The following is a 20,589-nucleotide window of genomic DNA, read 5'->3' as shown; positions in this document are numbered from 1 at the left end:
CGGCTCCGTTTACAACAGAGCAGGGCCATACGGGAAAGGCGTCCGGTTGAAAAGGGAAAGCTGGCGAATAGGCGCGATCGGGCGCATGGACGCTGCGGCGGGGTCCGGCTAGGGTCGCCGGGACTGACAGGAGGGCTCGTCATGATCATCCGCCATCCCCAAGACAGCGACCGCGCCGACTGGGAGCGGCTCTATGCCGGCTATGCCGAATTCTACGGCGTCGAGCAGGACGCGGCGATGCGCGCGCGGGTCTGGGGTTGGATCCATGACCATGCCCACGAGGTCGAGGCGTTCGTGGCCGAAGACGATGCGGGCCGCTTGGTCGGGCTCGCCCATTTCCGGCCCTTCGCGCGCCCGCTCGCGGCCAGCATCGGCGGCTATCTGGACGATCTGTTCGTGGCGCCCGAGGCGCGCGGTTCGGGCGCGGCGCCCGCGCTGATCGAAGCGCTGCGCGACGAGGGGCGCAAGCGGGGCTGGACGCTCGTTCGCTGGATCACCGCCGAGGACAATGCCCGCGCCCGCAATCTCTATGACAAGCTTGCCCGCGCGACGGCGTGGCGGACTTACGATCTGCTGATCTGATAAGGGGTTCGGGCGCCGATCTGAGAGCTGTCTTGCGCCCGGGCCCTTGGGCTGCCGCAGCGCTTATTCCGGCGCTTTCGCCCCGAACGTCGGCCGGGCCGGGCGGGCCCGCGCGCCTTGTGTCGTTGCGGGCCTTGATTCCCCCCGTCCGACCCCGTAGAGACAGCCCGATTCACACAGGAGCCGTCCGATGTCCGCAGCACCCGCCCAGCCGCGCCCGACCGCTTGCCTTGTCCTTGCCGACGGAACGATTTTCTACGGTCACGGCTTCGGTGCCACCGGCGTGACGGTCGCGGAGTTGTGCTTCAACACCGCCATGACCGGCTATCAGGAAATCATGACCGATCCGTCCTATGCAGGGCAGGTCGTGACTTTCACCTTCCCGCATATCGGCAATGTCGGCGTCAACACCGATGACGACGAGGCGCAGCGCGCCGTGGCCGAAGGCATGGTGGTGAAATGGGATCCGACCGAGCCGTCGAACTGGCGCGCGGCGTCCGAGCTGACCGACTGGATGCGCCTGCAGGGCCGGATCGGCATCGGCGGCGTCGATACTCGCCGCCTGACCCGCGCGATCCGTCAGCTGGGCGCGCCGCATGTCGCGCTGGCGCATGACCCCGAGGGGAATTTCGATCTGGACGATCTGCTCGCCCGGGCGCGCGGCTGGAAGGGCCTTGTCGGGCTCGATCTGGCCAAGGACGTGACCTGCGCGCAAAGCTACCGCTGGAACGAGATGCGCTGGGCATGGCCCGAAGGCTACAAGCCGCAGGAAAATCCGGTGCACAAGGTCGTGGCCATTGATTACGGCGCGAAGAAGAACATCCTGCGCTGCCTCGCCTCGGCGGGGTGCGACGTGACGGTTCTGCCGGCCTCCGCAACCGCGGAAGAGGTGCTGGCGCTCAATCCCGACGGGGTTTTCCTGTCGAACGGTCCGGGCGATCCGGCTGCGACCGGCGAATATGCGGTGCCGATGATCAAGGGCGTTCTGGCGGCCGATCTGCCGGTCTTCGGCATCTGCCTTGGCCACCAGATGCTGGCGCTGGCTCTAGGTGCGAAGACCGTGAAGATGAACCACGGCCACCACGGCGCGAACCATCCGGTGAAGGATAACGACACCGGCAAGGTCGAAATCACGTCGATGAACCACGGCTTCACGGTCGATACCCAGACGCTGCCGAAAGGCGTGCTCGAGACCCATGTGTCGCTGTTCGACGGGTCGAATTGCGGGATCCGGCTGGCCGACAAACCGGTCTTCTCGGTCCAGTACCACCCCGAGGCCAGCCCCGGCCCGCAGGACAGCTATTACCTGTTCGAGCGGTTCTCTGCGGCCATGGCGGAGCGCAAGGCACTCGCGGGCTGACGGCCCGCGCGCCGGTGACGTTAACCGGCCGTTAAGATCCTCGCCCGCACCATGGCGGTGCAGGGGGGATCGACATGGCGCTGGCCGAGATTGGCTTCCACGAGATTGTCAGCCCGGCGCCACCCGTGCCGGAGCCCGCGCACTTAACCGCGCCCAGCGGGGGCGAGGGGGCAGGGTTGCCTTCGCCGGCCGTCAGCGTCTCGAAGGGGGCGCTGCTGGGGGCGATCTTGTTGAAGCGGGGTGCGATCGGGTCGAGCGATCTGCTGCGCGCGCTGGAATTGCAGCGTCGGCAGCATTCGCGACTGGGCGATATCCTGCGTGCGCATGGCATGGCCTCCGAAGCCGAGGTGATGGCCGCTCTGGCCGAGCAGTTCGGCACCGGCGTCATCGACCAAAGGCAAGGCCGACCCGACCCGCGGCTCATCGACCTTGTCGGCACGCGGCGCTGTCTGAAAATCGGCTGCCTGCCATGGCTTCGTGCGGGGGCGGTGACGGTGGTGGCCTGTTCGCAGCCCGACCATTTCGCCGAGCATCGCGAGTCGCTTGAACAGGTGCTGGGGCCGGTGGCGATGGCGGTGATTTCCGAAGAGCGCTTGCACGCTGCGCTGATTGCCTCGCGCCGCAACACGCTGCGGCTGATGGCCGAAACCTGCGTCGCCGCCGAGGAAAGCTGCCGCGCCTGGGACGGTCGACGTTTTAGCTGGATCATCGGGTTTATGGGCGCGGCGATGCTGGCGGGGCTGATCTTCGCCACGCTGCCCACTTTCTTCGTGCTGTTCGGCATTGTGCTGGCCTTTCAGGGCGCTGGCAACGTGATGAAACTGGCGGCGACGGTGACGCAGCTGATGGCGCGGCGGCGCGCGGCGCGCGGGCGGGACCACAAGCCGCCCGAATCGGTGGTCCGCAAACCGCATATCTCGATCATGGTGCCGCTTTACTGCGAGCCTGATATCGCGCCCCGGCTGGTCAAGCGGCTGGGCGCCATCGCCTATCCGCGCGAATTGCTCGATGTCATGCTGGTGGTCGAGGAACACGACCACGTCACCCGTCAGGCGCTGGCGCGCGCCGCGCTGCCGCACTGGATGCGGGTGATCCCGGTGCCCGATTCGGCGCTGCGCACCAAGCCGCGCGCGCTGAATTACGCGCTCAACCTCGCGCGGGGCAGCGTGATCGGGGTCTATGATGCCGAGGACGCGCCCGCGCCCGATCAACTTCACCGCGTGGCCGAACGCTTCGCTCAGGGCGGGCCGGATCTGGCCTGCCTGCAGGGGGTGCTGGATTACGTCAATCCGCAGACCAACTGGCTGAGCCGCTGCTTCACCATCGAATATGCCGCGTGGTTCCGGCTGATCCTGCCGGGGCTGGCGCGGATGGGGCTGGTGGTGCCGCTGGGCGGCACGACGCTGTTCTTCCGCCGCGACCTGCTGGAAGAGCTGGGCGGCTGGGACGCGCATAACGTTACCGAGGATGCCGATCTGGGCCTCAGGCTGGCGCGCCACGGCTACCGGACCGAGCTCTTCGACAGCGTGACGATGGAAGAGGCCAATTGCCGGGTATGGCCATGGATCAAGCAGCGCTCACGCTGGCTGAAAGGCTATGCGATGACCTATGCAGTGCATATGCGCGACCCGGTTCTGCTGTGGCGTCAGCTGGGCGCGTGGCGGTTCTGCGGCGTGCAATTGCTGTTTCTGGGGACGCTGGTGCAATTCCTCTTCGCGCCGATCCTGTGGAGCTTCTGGCTGATGCTGGTGGGCTTCGGCCATCCGCTGGCCGATTTGCTGAGCTCGAAGGCCGGTGTGGCGCTGGCGCTGATGTTCCTGCTGACCGAGATCGTGTCGATGACGATCAACATCGTCGCCCTGAACGCCCCGCGCCACCGCTTCCTGCGGCCATGGGTGGTCAGTCTGCACCTGTATTTCCCGCTGGCGGCGGTGGCTGCGTGGAAGGGCATCTGGGAAATGCTGTCGAGCCCGTTCTATTGGGACAAGACCGCGCATGGCTTCCATGACGGCGAGGCTTTCGCGGCGCATTAGGGCACCGGCACGTTTAGGGCGCGGGAGCGTTGGCGCGGCGTGTTACATCTGCCGCCGGCGGTCGCCCGATTCCAGCTTGAGCCGGGTTTCAAAGGCGCGCGAGATATGGTCGCGCAAGGCCTTGTCGGCGGCGTCGCCATCGCCGCGCGCGATGGCCTCGACAATGGCTGCGTGCTCTTCGAGCGCGGTGCGCCCACGCCCTTCGGCTTCGAGCGACGTGGTGGCCAGAAGCGCCATCGAGCGGTGCACGAGGTCGAGCTGCTGGACCAGAAACCGGTTATGCGAGGCAAGGTGGATCTGCTTGTGGAACCGCTTGTTGGCCCGGCTGAGCGATTTGGGATCGTCGACGAGGCGCTTGTCCTCGGCCACCATGTCGCGCAGCACGCGGACTTCTTCGATCGAGGCGTGTTTCGATGCCAGCCGCGCCGCCAGCCCTTCGAGCTGCGCGCGCACCACATAGAGTTCGGCAAGCTGATTATGGTCGAGCGAGGCCACGATCAGCGAGCGCCCGTCGCGCGAGAGCAGCGATTGCGTTTCCAGCCGCTGCAACGCCTCGCGGATCGGCGTGCGCGAGACGCCAAAACGCTCGGCCAGCTCGGATTCGACCAGCCGGTCGCCGGGGCGATAGACGCCGTCGTCGATGGCGGCGAGGATCAGCGAATAGGCGTCGAGAAGGGGTTGGCGCTGTTCGGTCATCTGTCACTCCAAGGCGGCGAAGGATAGGCGGGGGCGGCGGCGGTGAAAAGCCCTGAAGCGCCCGGCGAGACGGCGACGCGGAGGAGGCGCGGAGGGCGCGCGGCGGACTTGTGCGCCGCGCGCGCTTGGCTTAGCCAGTGGCCCATGCCCAGTATCGAACCCCGTATTGAACCCAGCAGCGACCGCAACGCCCGGCAAAGCCCCGGGAGCCACCGCGACGATTTTCACCATGTCGACACCTGGGTGTTCGACCTGGACAACACCCTCTATCACCCGCGCGTGCGGCTGTTCGATCAGATCGACCGCAAGATGACCGATTTCGTCATGCGGGTGACCGGCGCCGACCCGGTCGAATCGGATCGGCTGCGGCGCGATTACTGGCTGCAATACGGCACCACGCTGGCCGGGCTGATGGCACATCACGATGTCGATCCGGTGCCGTATCTGGTTGAGGTGCACGATATCGATTTCTCGGTGCTCGACCCCGATCCGGGCCTGCGCGCAGAGATCGAGCGGCTGCGCGGGCGGCGGATCGTCTATACCAACGGCTCGGCCCCCTATGCGCGCCGGGTGCTCGAGGCGCGGGGGCTCGACGGGCTGTTCGACGCGGTCTACGGGGTCGAGAACGCGGATTACCTGCCCAAGCCGCAGGAAGAAGCGTTTGCGCGGATCTTCGGGCTGGACGGGCTGGACCCGTCCCGCGCGGCGATGTTCGAGGACGATCCGCGCAACCTGAAAGTGCCCCATGCGCTGGGGATGCGCACGGTGCTGGTTACGCCCGAACTGCAATCCCATGCGCATGTCCATCACCATACCGACGATCTGACCGCGTTTCTGCGCGGGCTGTGAGCGGGGCCTGCGCGGGGCCTGCGCGCGCAGGCCACGCGAGAGGGGTTTCGCCCTCATCCGCGACGCCTCTGGCGCCGAGGTCTCGGGCGACCGGGCGCGCCGCCTGCGGCGGCGCGCGGGGCCGGCGGTCCCATCGGTGCCGGAGCAAGCCCTGCAAGAGCCGTGGAAACGCCCGATCCGGCGGGCAGGATGACGCACGCGGCGCGTTGCCGCACTGCGGCATCGTGCCGAATGGGCAGAGGCACAGGCAAAAGCCATATCCAGCTAAATCCTTTAGCCCGGAGATACCAATGGCCGTTGCCGATTCTCGCTATGTCCCCACGCCCGTGGCCTATCGCCTGCCGCTGCTCGGCGCTGTCCTGCGCGAACTGGCCGAGGGCGACGCGGATTACCCGCTTTACCTGATCGTCGCGCTGTTGGCGATCTGGGGGATCGCGATCACCTTCTTCGGCCTGCCCGCGCTTTATCTGCCGGCGGTCGTGGCCTCGCCCCTGATGATCGTCGTTCTGGTGATGATCTCGCGCGGGTGAGCGCGACCCTGTGCCGTCTCGCCCCGGTCCGCGACTTGCGCTAGATAGCCTGCGTAACACGGGCTGGGCCAACGGAGGCAGCGATGCGGCAAACGGTGGATGTGCTGATCTCGGGTGGCGGGGTTGCGGGGCTTGCCGCCGCCGCCGCCTTCGGATCGGCGGGGTATTCGGTGATCTGCGTGGACCCCGCGCCGCCGATCACCACGGGTGACGCGCCGGGCGCGGATCTGCGCACGACGGCGTTTCTGCAGCCCTCGATCCCGGTTCTGACGCAGGCCGGTCTGTGGCAGCGGCTTGAGCCGCACGCGATGCCCCTGCAGGTGATGCGGATCGTCGATGCGGGCGGGGCCGAGCCCGAAGCGCGCATCACGCATGATTTCAACGCCGCCGATGTCTCGGACCAACCCTTTGGCTGGAACCTGCCCAACTGGCTGCTGCGGCGCGAATTCGTGGCGCGGCTGGGCGATCTTCCCAATGTGGATTTCCGCCCCGGCACCGCGACTGCGCGCGTTTTCACCCGCGAACGCGAGGCGCTGGTGACGTTGTCGGATGGCACCAAGGTTTCCGCCAAGCTGGTGGTCGCCGCCGATGGCCGCCATTCGCCGGTGCGCCGCGCGCTGGGCATCCCGGTCCATACCCGCCGCTATGGGCAAAAGGCGCTGGCCTTCGCCGTAACCCATCCCGAACCGCACCGGAATGTCTCGACCGAGATCCACCGCTCGGGCGGACCCTTCACGCTGGTGCCGTTGCCCGACCACGAGGGCAAACCCTGTTCTGCGGTGGTTTGGATGGCGACCGGGCCCGAGATCGAGCGGCTGCGGAAGCTGGACCGTGCCGATTTCGACGCGGCGATGAACACGCGGTCCTGCGGGTTGTACGGCTGGCTGGAACGGGCGACGCCGCTGACGGTCTGGCCGATCATCACCCAGCATGCCGAGCGGATGGCGGGCCAGCGCGTGGCGCTGATGGCCGAGGCCGCGCATGTCGTCCCGCCGATCGGGGCGCAGGGGCTGAACATGAGCCTGGGCGACCTGACGGCGCTGATGGATCTGTGCACGCCCGCGACGCTGGGCGAGGCCGGGCCTCTGGACGCCTATCACCGGCGGCGCTGGCCCGAGATCCAGCTTCGGCTGGCGGGGGTGGATGCGCTGAACCGGGCATCGATGATGGAGAACCGGGCGCTGCGCGATGCGCGCGGCGCGGCCCTGCACGCGCTCTATTCGCTGGCGCCGGTGCGGCGGGGGCTGATGCAGCTGGGCATCGGCATGCGCTGAGGCATGGCGAGAATGGAGGGGGCTGTCTGCCCCCTCTTGGCCTGCGGCCAATTCACCCCCGAGGATATTTCCGGATCAAAGATGAGCGGCGCGGGGGCGGGCGGTTCGGGCCTGCCTCTTGCGCGGGGCGTCTTGCGGCTTAAGTCCGGAGAAAGGAGTTCACACGTGCACCATTTCTCGATCCTCGATCTGTCGCCCGTGCCCGAAGGGGCGAGCACCGCCGATGCGCTGAAAGCCAGCGTTGCGCTGGCCCAGGCGGGCGAGCGGGCGGGCTATCACCGCTTCTGGCTGGCCGAACATCACAACATGACCGGCATTGCCAGCGCCGCTACCGCCGTGGCCATCGGCCATGTCGCGGGCGCGACTTCGACCATCCGGGTGGGAGCGGGGGGCATCATGCTGCCCAACCACGCGCCTCTGGTCGTGGCCGAGGCCTTTGGTACGCTAGCCACGCTATATCCCGACCGGATCGATCTGGGGCTGGGCCGGGCCCCCGGGACCGACGGGCTGACCATGCGCGCGCTGCGGCGGCATATGTCGCCCGAGGACACCTTCCCGCAGGATGTGGTCGAGCTTCTAAGCTATTTCGGCGACGATCCGCAGGCGCGGGTCAAGGCGGTGCCGGGTATGGGCACGCATGTGCCGGTCTGGATTCTGGGGTCGAGCCTGTTCGGCGCACAGCTTGCGGCCTATCTGGGGCTGCCCTATGCCTTCGCGTCGCATTTCGCGCCGCAGATGCTGGACGAGGCGCTGGCGGTTTATCGCTCGAGCTTCCGGCCTTCGGACTACCTGAAGCGGCCCTATGCGATGGTCGCGGCGGGTTGTTTCGCGGCCGAGACGGATGACGAGGCGCGCTATCTTCGTTCGTCGCAGATGCTGGCTTTCGCGCGGTTGCGCAGCGGTCAGCCCGGCAAGCTGCCGCGCCCGGTTGCCGATATCGAGGCCGAGGTGCCGCCGGCGCTGATGCGACAGGTCGAGGGCGCGCTGTCTTTCTCGGCCACGGGCGGGCCTGCCACGCTGGAGGCCGAACTGAAGCGGCTCATCGACCGCACCGAGCCCGACGAGATCATCCTGACGGGCGGTATCCACGATCCGCAGAAGCGGGTGCGGTCGTTCGAGATTGCCTCGGAAGTGCTGAAAGGGCTGGTGCGCGAACCCGCCTAGGCCGCGAGCTGTACGATCACCGCCCCCGCCGCGATCATCGCCATCAGCGCGACGCGGCGGGGGCCGGTGCTTTCGCCCAGCATGAGCCAGCCGATCAGCGCCGAGAAGACTGTCGAGGTTTCCCGCAGGACCGCCGCCTGTCCGACCGGGCCCAGCCGCGTGGCCAGCATGATGCCCCCGAAGCTGGCGAAAGCGACCAGCGCACCCAGCACGCCCCGGCGCAGCAGGTCTGTGCGGTCAACGCGGGGCATCGCGATCAGGCGGCGCGCGCAGACGAGCGGCATGAAGACGCTGTCGATGACGAAGAACCATGCAAGAAAGGTGAAGGGATCAGCGGCCTGTCGGATGCCGTAGGCGTCGAAGGTCGTATAGAGCGCGACCATGGCGCCGGTCGCCACCGCGAAGCCCAGGGCAGGGACCAGCCGGTCGCGGTTCACGGTGATCTTGCGCAGGTTGTAAAGCGCCAGTCCGTAGATCCCGGCCAGCAGCACGCCCACGCCCAGCCATTGCACGGCGTTGAAATGCTCGCCGAACAGCAGCCCCGCGCCCAGCACGGCAAAGAGCGGCGCGGTGCCACGCACCACCGGGTAGACGACGGTATAGGCGCCGCGCGTATAGGTCATGGCCTGCAGAATCTTGTAGACGACGTGGATCGCCCACATCGCCGCGAAGATCAGCCACATATGCGGCTGCGGCCATGGCACGACGAACAGGGCTACGGGCAGCGCGAGAAGGAAGGTGAACACGTCGATCCCGGCGCGCGACAGCCACGGGTCGTGCCGCCCCTTTTGCAGCGCGCCGAACACCGCGTGAAGCAGGGCCGCAGCAAGGGCGAGACCCATCGACAGGGTCAGCCCGGTCTGCGTGCCGTCGAGTGAGAGGAGCCAGTCGCTCACGATCCGTGCCTTCTTGCGGAGATGACCGAGATGTCACCCGCCCGCGCGGGAATGACAAGACAGACATGGCAGGTTCCCGCCGCCTGCCGGATCCGCGCTGGCCGGAATCACGGCGCGCACTACAATCGGCGGATGTGGCAACAGATCCAGTCCGAATTCACCGATACCTTTGCCATCGTCCCCGCGCCGGTGGCTTTTCTGCGCATCATGATGGCCATGGCGCTGGGCGCCGCGATCGGGATCGAGCGGGAATGGCAGCACAAGGCGGCGGGACTGCGCACGCATATTCTCGTCTCGGTTGCGGCCTGTCTGTTCGTGATCCTCGGGCTTGAGATCAGCGCGCTGGAATTCGGCGGCACCGGCGAGCAGCGCAACGATCCTTTGCGGATGATCGAAGCGGTTACGGCGGGGGTGGCGTTTCTGGCGGCCGGGATGATCTTCACCTCGGGCGAGAAAGTGCGCAACGTGACCACCGGCGCCTCGCTATGGCTGGCGGGCGCGGTGGGACTGGGCTGCGGCGCGGGGCGCGAGACGCTGGCGCTGATGACCACGGTTCTGGTCGTGGTGGTGCTGTCGATCCTGCGGTTGTTCGAGCGGCGCAACCCCGACTGAGGCGTCAGCGCCCGGTGCCGGTCAGCGCTGCGGCGAAATCCTGCGGGTCGAAAGCGTCGAGATCGTCGATCTGCTCGCCCACGCCGATCGCGTGGATCGGCAGGCCAAAGCGGTCGGCCAGCGCCACCAGCACACCGCCCCGCGCCGTGCCGTCGAGCTTGGTCATGATCAACCCCGACACATCGGCCATCTGGCGGAAGACCTCGACCTGCGTGACCGCGTTCTGGCCGGTCGTCGCGTCGAGCACCAGAAGGGTGTTGTGCGGCGCCGTGGGGTCTTTCTTGCGGATCACGCGGACGATCTTGGCCAGTTCCTCCATCAGGTCGGCGCGGTTCTGCAGCCGTCCGGCGGTGTCGATCATCAACAGGTCCGCGCCCTCGGCCTGTGCGCGCGACAGCGCGTCGAAGGCGAGCGAGGCGGGATCCGAGCCTTCGGGCGCGGTCATCACCGGCACGCCTGCGCGGTCGCCCCAGACCTGAAGCTGTTCGACGGCGGCGGCGCGGAACGTGTCGCCCGCGGCGATGATGACCGACTTGCCCGCCGCGCGGAACTGCGAGGCGAGCTTGCCGATCGTGGTGGTCTTGCCCGCGCCGTTGACGCCCACGACCAGCACCACCTGTGGCTTGTTGGGATAGAGCGGCATCGGTTTCGCCACCGGCTCCATGATGCGGGCGACCTCGTCTGCGAGGGCCTGCTTGATCTCCTGCGTGGTGACGCGGCGACCGAAACGCCCGGCGGCGATATTGGCAGTGACCTTGAGCGCGGTCTCGACGCCCAGATCGGCCTGCACCAGAAGATCTTCGAGTTCCTCGATGAAATCGTCGTCCAGCACGCGGCGCGGCGTCTCTGCGCGCCCGGTCAGGCGCGACAGCAGGCCGGGCCGGGCGGCATCGGTCCGCGCATCGGGCGTGGGAACGGGGGCGGGGATCGGCGCGATGGCGGGCGTGCCGCCGGTCTGTGCCGGGGCCTCGGGCGCCGCTTGCGGTTGCCGGGCGGCGGGCGCGTCTTCACGCGCTTCGCTGGGCTCGGCGGGCGCGGGGTCCGAGGCCACCAGCGCATCGAGCCCTTCGTCGAGTTTCGAGGACGAGCGGAACATCCGTTCCTTGAGCTTGCCGAAAAAGGACATGGGGCCTCGCAGAGATTGGCTTGGGCGTCTTTCAGCAAGTAGCCTTTGAGTCGCATGGATGGAAGGGGCGCGAAGCCTTATGCTTGCCCCAATCCCCTGATATACTCGGATAAACCGTTCGTTTAGGTGTGCCCATGCGTCTGATCCTCTACAGTTTCGCCACATTCCTGCCTGCGATCCTGCTTGTGATCGGCGCTTTTACCGGCGGCTGGATCCTGTGGGCGGCCCCCGTCACCATCGGGCTGATGTGGATCGTCATGGACCAGATGCCCGACCCGACCGATGGGCGCGAATTGCCAGTGGGCGACGGGCTGTTGGTGATCCTGGGATTTTTGCAGCTCACCCATATGGTGCTGGGCGTCTGGGCGATGACCTTCAACCTGCATGGCTTCGACTGGATCATGGGGATGATCGGCTTCGGTCTGTTCTTCGGGCAGGTGGGCAACCCCGCCGCGCATGAGCTGATCCACCGCTCGGACCGCTTCATGACCCGGCTGGGGACGGTGGTCTATATCGGCTTCCTGTTCGGGCACCACGTTTCGGCGCATCGGCTGGTGCATCACCCCCATGTCGCGACGCCGCAAGACCCGGTCTCGGCCACCAAGGGAACGAATTTCTGGATCTACCTGCCGGTCGCGTGGTGGGGCAGCTTCATGTCGGGCTACAAGGCCGAGAAGGCCCTGCGCCAGCGCGGCACGGTCAAGAAGCGCAATCCCTATGTTTATTACGTCGGGGGCGAGCTGATCCTGATTGCCATCTGTTTCGCGCTGTGCGGGCCGTGGGGGCTGTTCATCTACGTGATGCTGTGTGCCCATACGCAGGCGCAGATGCTGGTGGCGGATTACGTGCAGCATTACGGTTTGCGCCGCCGTCGCCTGCCCAATGGCCGCTACGAGGCCGCCGGGCCGTGGCATGCGTGGAATTCCAAGGGCTGGTATTCCTCGGCGGTGACGCTGAACGCGCCGCGCCATTCCGATCACCACGCCCATCCCGCGCGTCCCTATCCGCAGCTGACCCTGCCTGAAGGGTCGGCCATGCTGCCCGCGCCGCTGCCCGCGATGGCGATGCTGGCGATGCTGCCGCCCTTCTGGAAGCGGGTGATGGACCCGCGTCTTGCCGCGCTTCTGGACGAGCAGGAAACCGCGCCGCGCGTCTCGCCCGATGCGATGCCCGTGCATTGACGATTGAGGCCGGTCTCGCGGCTTCGTGACGGGGCGGGTGCTGGCTCAGGCGGCGGGGCTCTGTCACACTGGGCCATGGTTTTTTCGGAGGTTTTCATGATCCGTTCCGTTGCCCGTCTTTTGTCCGCCGCCGGGGTCTTCGCTATCGCCACGGGTGTGGTTCTGCCCGCCATGGCGCAGAACGCAGCCCCCACGCCGCAAGGCGCCCCGCTGAGCGCCGAGGAATTTCAGGCGCATACCGAGGGACGGACCCTGTCCTATGCCATCGACGGCACCCCCTACGGGATCGAGGAATACCTGCCCAACCGCCGCGTGCGCTGGGCCTTCGTAAATCAGGAATGCAATGACGGCGTGTGGTATGAGCGTGGCGACGCGATCTGCTTTCTTTACGAAGCCGCGCCCAATGATGAACAATGCTGGCATTTCTACGCCGAAGGCGACGGGCTGCGCGCGGTGTTTCAGGGCGGCGACGGTCCGTCGACCGAGCTTTATGAGGTTGAGCAGAGCGATCAGCCGCTGACCTGCATGGGGCCGGGCGTGGGCGTCTGACCTTCGCGCAATGTCGGATAAGTCAAAGGGCGACCCGCCGGGGCCGCCCTTTTTTGTGCTCTGACGTCGAAAAAGGGCGGGTCAGCCGACCTCGACCGCCAGCACGGCCAGCGTGTCGCCCAGTTGCACCAGCCCGGGGAAATGCCGCGCGACCAGCACCCCGTCGCGCTGCGCGTGAACCACCGCCGGGGCGGCGCCGCTGCGATCCATCGACCAGATCCGCGCCAGCGGCTGGCCCTGAGTGACGGCATCGCCCAGATCGGCCAGCGGTTCGATCAGCCCGGCCTCGGGCGCGGTGTGGTAACAATCGTCATCGGGCATATCCAGCATGATCGACGGCGCGGTCTCGGGCTGACCGGGCAGGATGCCTGCATGTTTCAGCACGTTGCGGATCCCCTTGTGGGCGATGCCCGCGCTGCGCGCCGTGGCCGTGCCGCCGCCGCCCAGTTCGGTAGTGACGAAGGTCTTGCCCTGCTCTTCGACCGCTGTGTCGTACATGCCGACCGCATCGATCTCGCGCAGCATCAGCGTGTAGGGCGCGTTGAAGGCGGTGACGGCGGCGACGCAGGCCGCCTGCTGGGTCGCGTCGTCGAGGTAATGCGCGCAGGCGAAGGGGACGAAATCCAGCGTCTTCCCGCCCGAATGGAAATCGACCACCAGATCGGCCATCGGCACCAGCGTGTCGTTGAAGTAATTGGCGATCTTTTGCGTGACGCTGCCCCCCGGCGCGCCGGGAAAGGCGCGGTTCAGATTGACCTGATCGAGCGGCGAGACCCGTGTCCCGGCGCGGAAGGCGGGGGTGTTCATGTAGGGCACGATGATGAGGCGCCCGGTGACATCCTCGGGCTCGATCTCATGCGCGAGGGCCTGAAGGGCGATGGGCCCCTCATATTCGTCGCCGTGATTGGCGCCGGTCAAAAGGGCGGTGGGGCCCGGTTTGCCCACGATCACCGTGATCGGGATCATCACCGCGCCCCAGGCGCTGTCATTGCGCGAATAGGGCAGTTTCAGATGCCCGTGCCGCTTGCCGGGGGCGTCAAGGGAAAGGGTCGGGCGGATCGGGTTCTGGGTCATGATTTCCTGCCAGTTGGGCGGCGCGTCGCGGCTCCATCCTGCCGCCGGAGTGGGGGAGGGTTCAACCCCGGGCCTTAGGCTGCTAGCGTGCGCGCATAACAGGAGGTTCCCGATGCTGACCAATGACCAACTCGCCCAATGGGACCGCGAGAGCTTTTTCCACCCCTCGACCCATCTGGGCCAATTCGCCCGGGGCGAGGCCCCGCAGCGCATCGTCACCGGGGGCGAAGGCGTCTATATCACCGACCGTGACGGCAATCGTCTGCTCGACGGCTTTGCCGGGCTCTATTGCGTGAATGTGGGCTACGGGCGGCGCGAAGTGACCGACGCCATCGCCAAGCAGGCGGGCGAGCTGTCCTATTACCACGCCTATGTCGGCCACGGGACCGAAGCCTCGATCACGCTGTCGAAGATGGTCATGGACCGCGCGCCCGAGGGCATGTCGAAGGTCTATTTCGGCCTTGGCGGTTCGGACGCGAACGAAACGAACATCAAGCTGGTCTGGTATTACAATAATATCCGCGGCCTGCCGAAAAAGAAGAAGATCATCTCGCGCTGGCGCGGTTATCACGGCTCGGGGCTGATGTCGGGGTCGCTGACAGGGCTCGAGCTGTTCCACAAGAAATTCGACCTGCCGCTTGACGGTGTCGTCCATACCGAGGCCCCCTATTTCTACCGCCGCCCCGAGGCCGATATGTCCGAGGGCGATTTCACCAAGTGGCTGCTGGCCAAGCTGGAAGAGCTGATCCAGCGGGAAGATCCCGACACCATCGCCGCCTTCATCGGCGAGCCGGTGCTGGGCACCGGGGGCATCGTGCCGCCGCCCGTTGGCTACTGGGAAGGCGTGCAGGAAATCCTGCGCAAATACGACATCGTGCTGATCGCCGACGAGGTCGTCACCGGCTTCGGGCGTCTGGGCACGATGTTCGGCTCGCAGCATTACGGGCTGCAGCCCGACCTGATCACCATCGCCAAGGGCCTGACCTCGGCCTATGCGCCGCTGTCGGGCTCGATCGTCGGCGACAAGATGTGGCAGGTGCTGATGCAGGGCACCGATGAAAACGGCCCGATCGGCCACGGCTGGACCTATTCGGCGCACCCGATCGGTGCGGCGGCCGGGGTGGCGAACCTCAAGCTGATTGACGATCTGAACATGGTCGAGAATGCGGGCAAGGTCGGCGCCTATCTGCGCCGGGCCATGGCCGACGCGGTGGGCGATCACCCCAATGTGGGCGAGATCCGGGGCGAGGGGATGCTGTGCGCGGTCGAGCTGACCTCGGACCGCTCGACGCGCGGCAGCTTCTCGCCGGTGGGCAGCGTCGCGGGCAAGGTCGTGGGCGAGATGGTCAAGCGCGGCGTGATCTCGCGGGCCATGCCGCAGGGCGACATTCTGGGCTTTGCCCCGCCCCTGTGCCTGACCGAGGGCGAGGCCGATCAGATCGCCCGCGTCACCGCCGAGGCACTGCGCGAAGTCCTGTAACCACCCGGCGTGACGGCGCTACATCAGCGCCGTCACGCCCTGCCAGACCAGCCGCGCGGACAACAGCAGCAGCATCGCGTTGAGCGCCTGCTTGAACCGCGCGTCGCTCATCCGGTTGAGTACCCGCTTGCCTGTCCATGTGCCCGCCAGCCCGCACAGGATCAGCGCCATGATCAGCCCCGCCCAGGGCAGATAGGCGAAACCCAGTGCGCCGAAGGCCACTGATTTCAGCAGATGCTGCCCCGTCAGCAGCGAGGCGGTCGTGGCGACATGGGCGTGGCGGCCCAGATCCAGCGATTTGACATAGGTGTTCACGAACGGCCCCGAGGCGCCGAAGAACATGCTGAGCACCGAGGTCAGCGTGCCGGTGAAAAACGGCCAGTTGCGCATCCATGCAGGCGGCTTGGCCAGCACCGTCCAGATCAGGAACAGCCCCACGCCGATCAGCAGAACCGGGGCGGGCAGGTTGATGGCGATGCTTGCCCCGATCACGATGCCCAGCACGATCCCCGCGCCGAACCGGGCGACCGCAGGCCAGTGGATATGGCTCAGCATCATCGACGTGCGCCCGGCATTCGAGCCGAACTGCACCACGCCATGCACCGGCACCAGAGCCAGCGGCGGCAGCAACGAGGCCATCACCACCAGCATCAGCCCCCCGCCGCCGATACCGAACGAGATGGTGATGAAGCTCGAGGCGAAGCTGGTCGCCATCAGAAGCAGGACGATGCCGCCCGACAGGTCCGGAGGCATCAGGGCGGCAAGAAGGTGTGTCATTTACGGGGCGCAGCCTGAAATTGAGAATATGCCATGCATTGCCCCGCTTCCCGGCGGATGCAAGCGGCGGATGTCGAAAAAGGCCGCTTCAGCGCCCGGCGGCATAGGCCTGCATCAGCCGGGGCGTTGCCGCCGCTTTCAGCAGCCCGTCGGGACGGCGGCTGACGGCGGTCAGGCGCCCCGCCGACCATGGCGCCGAAACTTGCAGCCGGTGTCCCATCGCCCTGAGCGACGTGATCACCTCGGACGCGAAGGCGGGCTCAATCAGAAGATGCGCGGGCGTGAAGCCATGCGGGTCGAAGCTGGCCTGCAGGTGATCGGTATGGAACAGCGGCGCGTCGATGGCTTCCTGCAGGTTCAGGCCGTGATGGATCACCCGCAGGATGAAGCCTGCCTGCCACTGGTCCTGCTGATCCCCGCCTGGCGTGCCATAGGCCAGCCGCGTGCCATCGGGCGCCAGCGCCATGCTGGGCGACAGCGTCGTGCGCGGCCGGCGCCCCGGTATCAGGCTGGTGGGCAGCCCTTCGTCCAGCCAGAACATCTGCGCGCGGGAATTCAGCGGCATCCCCAGCCCCGGCACGACAGGCGAGGATTGCAGCCACCCGCCCGAAGGCGTGGCGCTGACCATGTTGCCCCACCGGTCGACGACATCGAGATGCACGGTATCGCCGGGGTTTTTCAGATGCCCCATCGTCGGCTCGCCCACGCCCGGCCCGGTATGCGCCTCGCGGCGGGCAAGCCACGCATTGCGGGCAAGCGCCGCCGCGCGCTGGGCCTCGAAGCCGGGGATTTGGCCGGGGTCGAGCTTGGCGCCGGCTGTCCCGGTGATCCCGGCCCGGCGCGCGCGCAGATAGTCGGGATCCAGCGTCAGCGGCCCTGCGGTTTCGGGCGCGTCGCCGTAATAGGCCTCGCGGTCGGCCAGCGCGAGTTTCAGCGCCTCGGTGACGCAGTGGACGAAATCCGCGCCCTCGGGCGGCAGGGCGGCCAGATCGTCCCCCGCCAGCATCCCCAGCACCGATAATTGCACCGGCCCCTGCGACCAGAACCCGCCCTTGAACACCTGCCAGCCTGAATGGTCTCCGGACAGAACCGGCTCGTAGCTGGCGCGCCACCCGGCCATGTCCTGCCCGCGCAGCACGCCTTTGCGACGATGACCGGTCGCGTCCATCACGCAGGCCTCGCGCATCCAGCGATCGATGGCCTCGGCGATGAAACCCTGCGCGAACTGGTCGCGCGCGGCGTCGATCTGCGCCTCGCGCCCCCGGATGCCTGCGACCTCGGAACACAGCCTTTCCCACGTATCGGCCAGATCCGGGTTGGCAAACAGCGTGCCGGGTTCGGGCGGGGCGCCGCCCGGCAGCCAGGTCGCGGCGGATGTGGGCCATTCCGTGCGAAAGAAATCGGCCAGCTCGGCAATCGCATCGGTCACGCGGGGCAGGGTGGGGACCCCGTGACGGGCGTAATGGATGGCGGGGGCGAGGATATCGGCCAGCGGCCATGTCCCGTGATCGCGCAGCATCAGCATCCAGCCGTCGAAAGCGCCGGGAATGACCGTGGCCAAAAGCCCCGAGCCGGGGATCAGGTCGAGCCCCTCGCTTCGGTAATGGGCAATCGTCGCCCCGGCGGGCGCGGTCCCCTGCGCGCAGATCATCGTCGGCGCCGCGTCGCCCGCAGGCCAGATCAGCGCGGGCATGTCGCCCAAGGGACCGTTCAGATGCGGCTCGCAGACCTGAAGCGCGAAGCCGGTGGCCGCGGCCGCGTCGAACGCATTGCCGCCGCGTTCGAGCACCGACATGCCCACCGCAGTCGCGATCCAGTGGGTCGAGGCGGTCATGCCGAACGTGCCGGACAATTCGGGTCGGGTGGTGAAACGCATCTCGGCTCCTTGCGGTCAAAGGACATCCACGGGGCGCCGGTCAGTTCCGGCGGGCGGCGCGGGAGGTTCTGAGGCAGATATAGCGCGGATCTTTGGCGGCGATAATCGCTGGCATTGCCCGCGCGGCGACGGTGAAAGGCAAGCGGCCTCTCGCCCCGCGTTCCTTGCCGTGTTAAGGGGCGGCAGACGAGCCGGGGACGATCATGCTGGATATTTTTCTCACCACATTGCCGATCTATCTGATGATCGCCATTGGCTTTCTGGCCGTGCGGACGCGCTATCTGCCCGAGGCACATATCGCGGCGCTGAGCCAGTTCACCCTGAAAATCGCGCTGATCGCCCTCATCCTGACGGCCATCGCCTTTCCGCGCGGCGATAGCGGCCTCAATGCCTCGTTCTTCGCGGCCTATACGGCGGGATCGGTGATCACGCTGCTCATCGGTTTCGCGGCGCTGCGGCTGTTGATGCGCAAGGCCGCGCCCGAATCCTGGGTGCTGGCGATGGGGATGTCGAATTCCAACAGCGGCTATCTGGGCTTTCCAATTGCCAGCCTGTTCTTCGGCGAGCAGGCCGCTACGGTCTTCGCGATGACGATGATTATCGAGAATGCCGTCACGCTGCCCATTCCGACCATCGCTGCCGGGGCGGCTGGCCATCGCGGCACGTTTCTGGCGCTGTTGCGGCCAGTCGCGAAGCGGATCGTGACCAACCCGCTGGTCATCGCCGTGGCCGTGGCGCTGGCGATCCGGATCTCGGGCCTCGATCTGGGCGAGCCGGTCGAGCGCGGCATCCGCCTGCTGGCGGGGGCGGCCTCGCCGGTGGCGCTGTTCGTGATCGGGGGGACCGTCGCCACCATGTCCCTGAGCGGACATTGGCGCCGCTCGCTGGCCGTGGCGGCGGGGAAACTGGTGCTGCACCCGCTGATGGTGGCGCTGGCGCTGATGTTGGTGCCCGGTGTTCCGCCCGAGCTGATCCCGGTGGGGATCCTGTTCGCGGCGATGCCGATGCTCACGGTCTTCCCGATCTTCGCCGGGCTTTTCGGTTTCGGTGCCGTCGCCTCGGGGGCGACGATGGTGACGACGGTGCTGGGCCTTGTCAGCGTCAGTTTCGTGCTGCACCAGTTGACCGGGCTCTGAGCCGCGTGCCACCCTTCGCGCGTCCGGAAACCGGGCCGGGGAGGGCCATTTGAGACACGCTTTCATCTTTGGTGCGCTGGCGTTGATCCCGCTGGGCTGGCAGGCGGCGGCAACGCTGGGCGCGGCGCGGCCTGAGACGCTGCCGTCGCCCCTGACTGACGCCGATTTCCGCCCCGTCGATCCGGCCGAGGCGCGGCTGGGTCAGCTTCTGTTCTACGATCCGATCCTGTCGGGCAACCGTGAGGTTGCCTGCGCCACCTGCCACCACCCGGCCTTCGGAACCTCGGACGGGCTGTCGCTGGGGCTGGGCGACGGCGGCATCGGACTCGGCCCGGCACGCGTGGTCAATCCCGACAACCCGCCTGAGGAACGCGTGCCGCGCAACGCGCAGGCTTTGTGGAATCTCGGCGCGCTCGAATACCGCTCGATGTTCCATGACGGCCGGGTCGAGATCGACGATGCGCAATACCACGGCATGCGCACGCCTTTGGGCGCCGACATGCTCGACGGCTTCGCCTCGATGCTGGCGGCGCAGACGATGTTCCCGGTGGTCTCGCCCGACGAGATGGCCGGGCATTATCAGGAAAACGAGATCTCGACCGCGGTGCGGATGGGGATGCTGACGGGCGAGGACGGCGCCTGGGCCCGGCTGGCCGCGCGCGTGGCGGGCGTGCCCGATTACGCCCGGATGTTCGCCGAGGTCTATCCCGAGATCGCCGAAGGCCGCGCGATCACCTTCGCCGATGTCTCGAACGCGATCGCGGCCTTCATGGAATTCGAGTTCCGCTCGGACACTGCCCCCTTCGACGCGGTGCTGAGGGGCGAGGCGACGATGGCGCCGCTCGCGGGGCAGGGCATGGCCTTGTTCTATGGCGAGGCGGGCTGCGCGGGCTGCCATGCGGGGCCGTTCCTGACCGACCACGATTTCCACGCGATGGGCGCACCGCAGCTCGGGCCGGGCAAAGGCGCCCGGTTTGAAACCCATCACCGCGACGAGGGGCGTTACCGGGTTACCGGCGATCCGGCGGATTGGTACGCGTTCCGCACCCCCGCCCTGCGCAACGTTGCGCTGACGGCGCCCTATGGGCACGCGGGCGCACATGCGACTCTGGCGGGGTTCCTTGCCGGGCATGGGGCGCAGGGGGTCGACAGCTATGACCGTGCCCAGGCGGTCCTGCCGGCGATGCCGGTCGAGGATTGGGCGGTGATGGACGATCCCGAACAGGTCGCGGATATCCGCGCGGCGGCCGAGCCTGTGGCGACGCTCGACAGCGCGCAGATCGCGGCGCTGGTGGCGTTTCTCGAAACCCTCACCGATCCCGTCGCGCGCGAGGGCCGGCTGGGCGTACCCCAAACGGTTCCATCCGGCCTGCTGGTGCCCAACCCCTAAGCCG

19 protein-coding genes are annotated in these 20,589 nt (G+C 67.4%); 13 read left to right on the top strand and 6 right to left on the bottom strand.

Annotated features, from left to right (window positions below; genetic code table 11):
• Window positions 1-141 precede the first annotated feature (141 nt).
• The 3 genes from JI664_RS02470 (at window position 142) to JI664_RS02460 (ending at window position 3,975) form a co-directional block, all read left to right on the top strand.
• The gene (locus JI664_RS02470) at window positions 142-582 is read left to right on the top strand and encodes a GNAT family N-acetyltransferase (RefSeq protein ID WP_207012139.1); all 441 of its coding nucleotides are present in this window, start codon (window positions 142-144) and stop codon (window positions 580-582) included.
• 190 nt (window positions 583-772) lie between these two features.
• Complete coding sequence (gene carA / locus JI664_RS02465) at window positions 773-1,942, top strand: glutamine-hydrolyzing carbamoyl-phosphate synthase small subunit (RefSeq protein WP_207012138.1); 1,170 nt, start codon at window positions 773-775, stop codon at window positions 1,940-1,942.
• 176 nt (window positions 1,943-2,118) lie between these two features.
• The gene (locus JI664_RS02460; protein WP_207012137.1) at window positions 2,119-3,975 is read left to right on the top strand and encodes a glycosyltransferase family 2 protein; all 1,857 of its coding nucleotides are present in this window, start codon (window positions 2,119-2,121) and stop codon (window positions 3,973-3,975) included.
• A gap of 42 nt (window positions 3,976-4,017) precedes the next feature.
• Here the strand turns inward: JI664_RS02460 and JI664_RS02455 are convergent, their stop codons facing one another.
• Window positions 4,018-4,671 carry a GntR family transcriptional regulator gene (locus JI664_RS02455; protein ID WP_207012136.1) on the bottom strand — a complete coding sequence of 218 codons (654 nt, stop codon included), beginning with the start codon at window positions 4,669-4,671 and terminating at the stop codon, window positions 4,018-4,020.
• Between the two features lie 144 nt (window positions 4,672-4,815).
• Here JI664_RS02455 and JI664_RS02450 point away from each other — a divergent pair, with 144 nt between their 5' ends.
• The 4 genes from JI664_RS02450 to JI664_RS02435 all read left to right on the top strand — a co-directional run bounded on the left by JI664_RS02450 (window position 4,816) and on the right by JI664_RS02435 (window position 8,488).
• Window positions 4,816-5,520 carry a pyrimidine 5'-nucleotidase gene (locus JI664_RS02450; protein ID WP_207012135.1) on the top strand — a complete coding sequence of 235 codons (705 nt, stop codon included), beginning with the start codon at window positions 4,816-4,818 and terminating at the stop codon, window positions 5,518-5,520.
• 290 nt (window positions 5,521-5,810) lie between these two features.
• Entirely contained in the window at window positions 5,811-6,050 is a 240-nt protein-coding gene (locus JI664_RS02445; protein WP_207012134.1) for a hypothetical protein, read from the top strand.
• Window positions 6,051-6,133: 83 nt separating this feature from the next.
• A complete protein-coding gene (locus JI664_RS02440) occupies window positions 6,134-7,324 on the top strand; it encodes a UbiH/UbiF family hydroxylase (protein ID WP_207012133.1) in 1,191 nt (396 codons plus the stop codon).
• 165 nt (window positions 7,325-7,489) lie between these two features.
• On the top strand, window positions 7,490-8,488 hold the full coding sequence (locus tag JI664_RS02435; RefSeq protein ID WP_207012132.1) for an LLM class flavin-dependent oxidoreductase: 999 nt from the start codon (window positions 7,490-7,492) through the stop codon (window positions 8,486-8,488).
• Here JI664_RS02435 and JI664_RS02430 read toward each other — a convergent pair.
• Entirely contained in the window at window positions 8,485-9,384 is a 900-nt protein-coding gene (locus JI664_RS02430; protein WP_207012131.1) for an EamA family transporter, read from the bottom strand. The two genes, JI664_RS02435 and JI664_RS02430, sit on opposite strands and share 4 nt — an antisense overlap.
• Window positions 9,385-9,516: 132 nt before the next feature.
• On the opposite strand from JI664_RS02430, the gene JI664_RS02425 reads away from it, so the two are divergent.
• Entirely contained in the window at window positions 9,517-9,996 is a 480-nt protein-coding gene (locus tag JI664_RS02425) for an MgtC/SapB family protein (RefSeq protein ID WP_207012506.1), read from the top strand.
• 4 nt (window positions 9,997-10,000) lie between these two features.
• On the opposite strand, the gene ftsY is transcribed toward JI664_RS02425, so the two are convergent.
• Window positions 10,001-11,122 (bottom strand): signal recognition particle-docking protein FtsY, encoded by a 1,122-nt coding sequence (ftsY, locus tag JI664_RS02420; RefSeq protein ID WP_207012130.1) that lies wholly within the window; start codon window positions 11,120-11,122, stop codon window positions 10,001-10,003.
• A 134-nt stretch (window positions 11,123-11,256) separates the two neighbouring features.
• Here ftsY and JI664_RS02415 point away from each other — a divergent pair, with 134 nt between their 5' ends.
• The gene (locus JI664_RS02415) at window positions 11,257-12,303 is read left to right on the top strand and encodes an alkane 1-monooxygenase (protein WP_207012129.1); all 1,047 of its coding nucleotides are present in this window, start codon (window positions 11,257-11,259) and stop codon (window positions 12,301-12,303) included.
• A gap of 171 nt (window positions 12,304-12,474) precedes the next feature.
• On the top strand, window positions 12,475-12,852 hold the full coding sequence (locus tag JI664_RS02410; RefSeq protein ID WP_207012505.1) for a hypothetical protein: 378 nt from the start codon (window positions 12,475-12,477) through the stop codon (window positions 12,850-12,852).
• Window positions 12,853-12,933: 81 nt separating this feature from the next.
• Here JI664_RS02410 and doeB read toward each other — a convergent pair whose 3' ends face one another.
• Window positions 12,934-13,926, bottom strand: coding sequence for a N(2)-acetyl-L-2,4-diaminobutanoate deacetylase DoeB (gene doeB, locus JI664_RS02405; RefSeq protein WP_207012128.1), 993 nt, complete (start codon window positions 13,924-13,926; stop codon window positions 12,934-12,936).
• A gap of 112 nt (window positions 13,927-14,038) precedes the next feature.
• On the opposite strand from doeB, the gene JI664_RS02400 reads away from it, so the two are divergent.
• Window positions 14,039-15,406 carry an aspartate aminotransferase family protein gene (locus JI664_RS02400; RefSeq protein ID WP_207012127.1) on the top strand — a complete coding sequence of 456 codons (1,368 nt, stop codon included), beginning with the start codon at window positions 14,039-14,041 and terminating at the stop codon, window positions 15,404-15,406.
• 18 nt (window positions 15,407-15,424) lie between these two features.
• Here JI664_RS02400 and JI664_RS02395 read toward each other — a convergent pair whose 3' ends face one another.
• Window positions 15,425-16,183, bottom strand: coding sequence for a sulfite exporter TauE/SafE family protein (locus JI664_RS02395; protein ID WP_207012126.1), 759 nt, complete (start codon window positions 16,181-16,183; stop codon window positions 15,425-15,427).
• A gap of 88 nt (window positions 16,184-16,271) precedes the next feature.
• A complete protein-coding gene (locus tag JI664_RS02390) occupies window positions 16,272-18,059 on the bottom strand; it encodes a gamma-glutamyltransferase family protein (protein ID WP_207012125.1) in 1,788 nt (595 codons plus the stop codon).
• A 203-nt stretch (window positions 18,060-18,262) separates the two neighbouring features.
• On the opposite strand from JI664_RS02390, the gene JI664_RS02385 reads away from it, so the two are divergent.
• Complete coding sequence (locus tag JI664_RS02385; protein ID WP_207012124.1) at window positions 18,263-19,195, top strand: AEC family transporter; 933 nt, start codon at window positions 18,263-18,265, stop codon at window positions 19,193-19,195.
• Window positions 19,196-19,244: 49 nt separating this feature from the next.
• The gene (locus JI664_RS02380; protein ID WP_414707707.1) at window positions 19,245-20,585 is read left to right on the top strand and encodes a cytochrome-c peroxidase; all 1,341 of its coding nucleotides are present in this window, start codon (window positions 19,245-19,247) and stop codon (window positions 20,583-20,585) included.
• Window positions 20,586-20,589: the final 4 nt, after the last annotated feature.

This window comes from Rhodobacter sp. NTK016B (assembly GCF_017303295.1).
Lineage (GTDB): Bacteria > Pseudomonadota > Alphaproteobacteria > Rhodobacterales > Rhodobacteraceae > Pararhodobacter.
The sequence above is the reverse complement of the archived record's forward strand: the minus strand, read 5'-3'. Positions and strand labels throughout refer to the sequence as shown.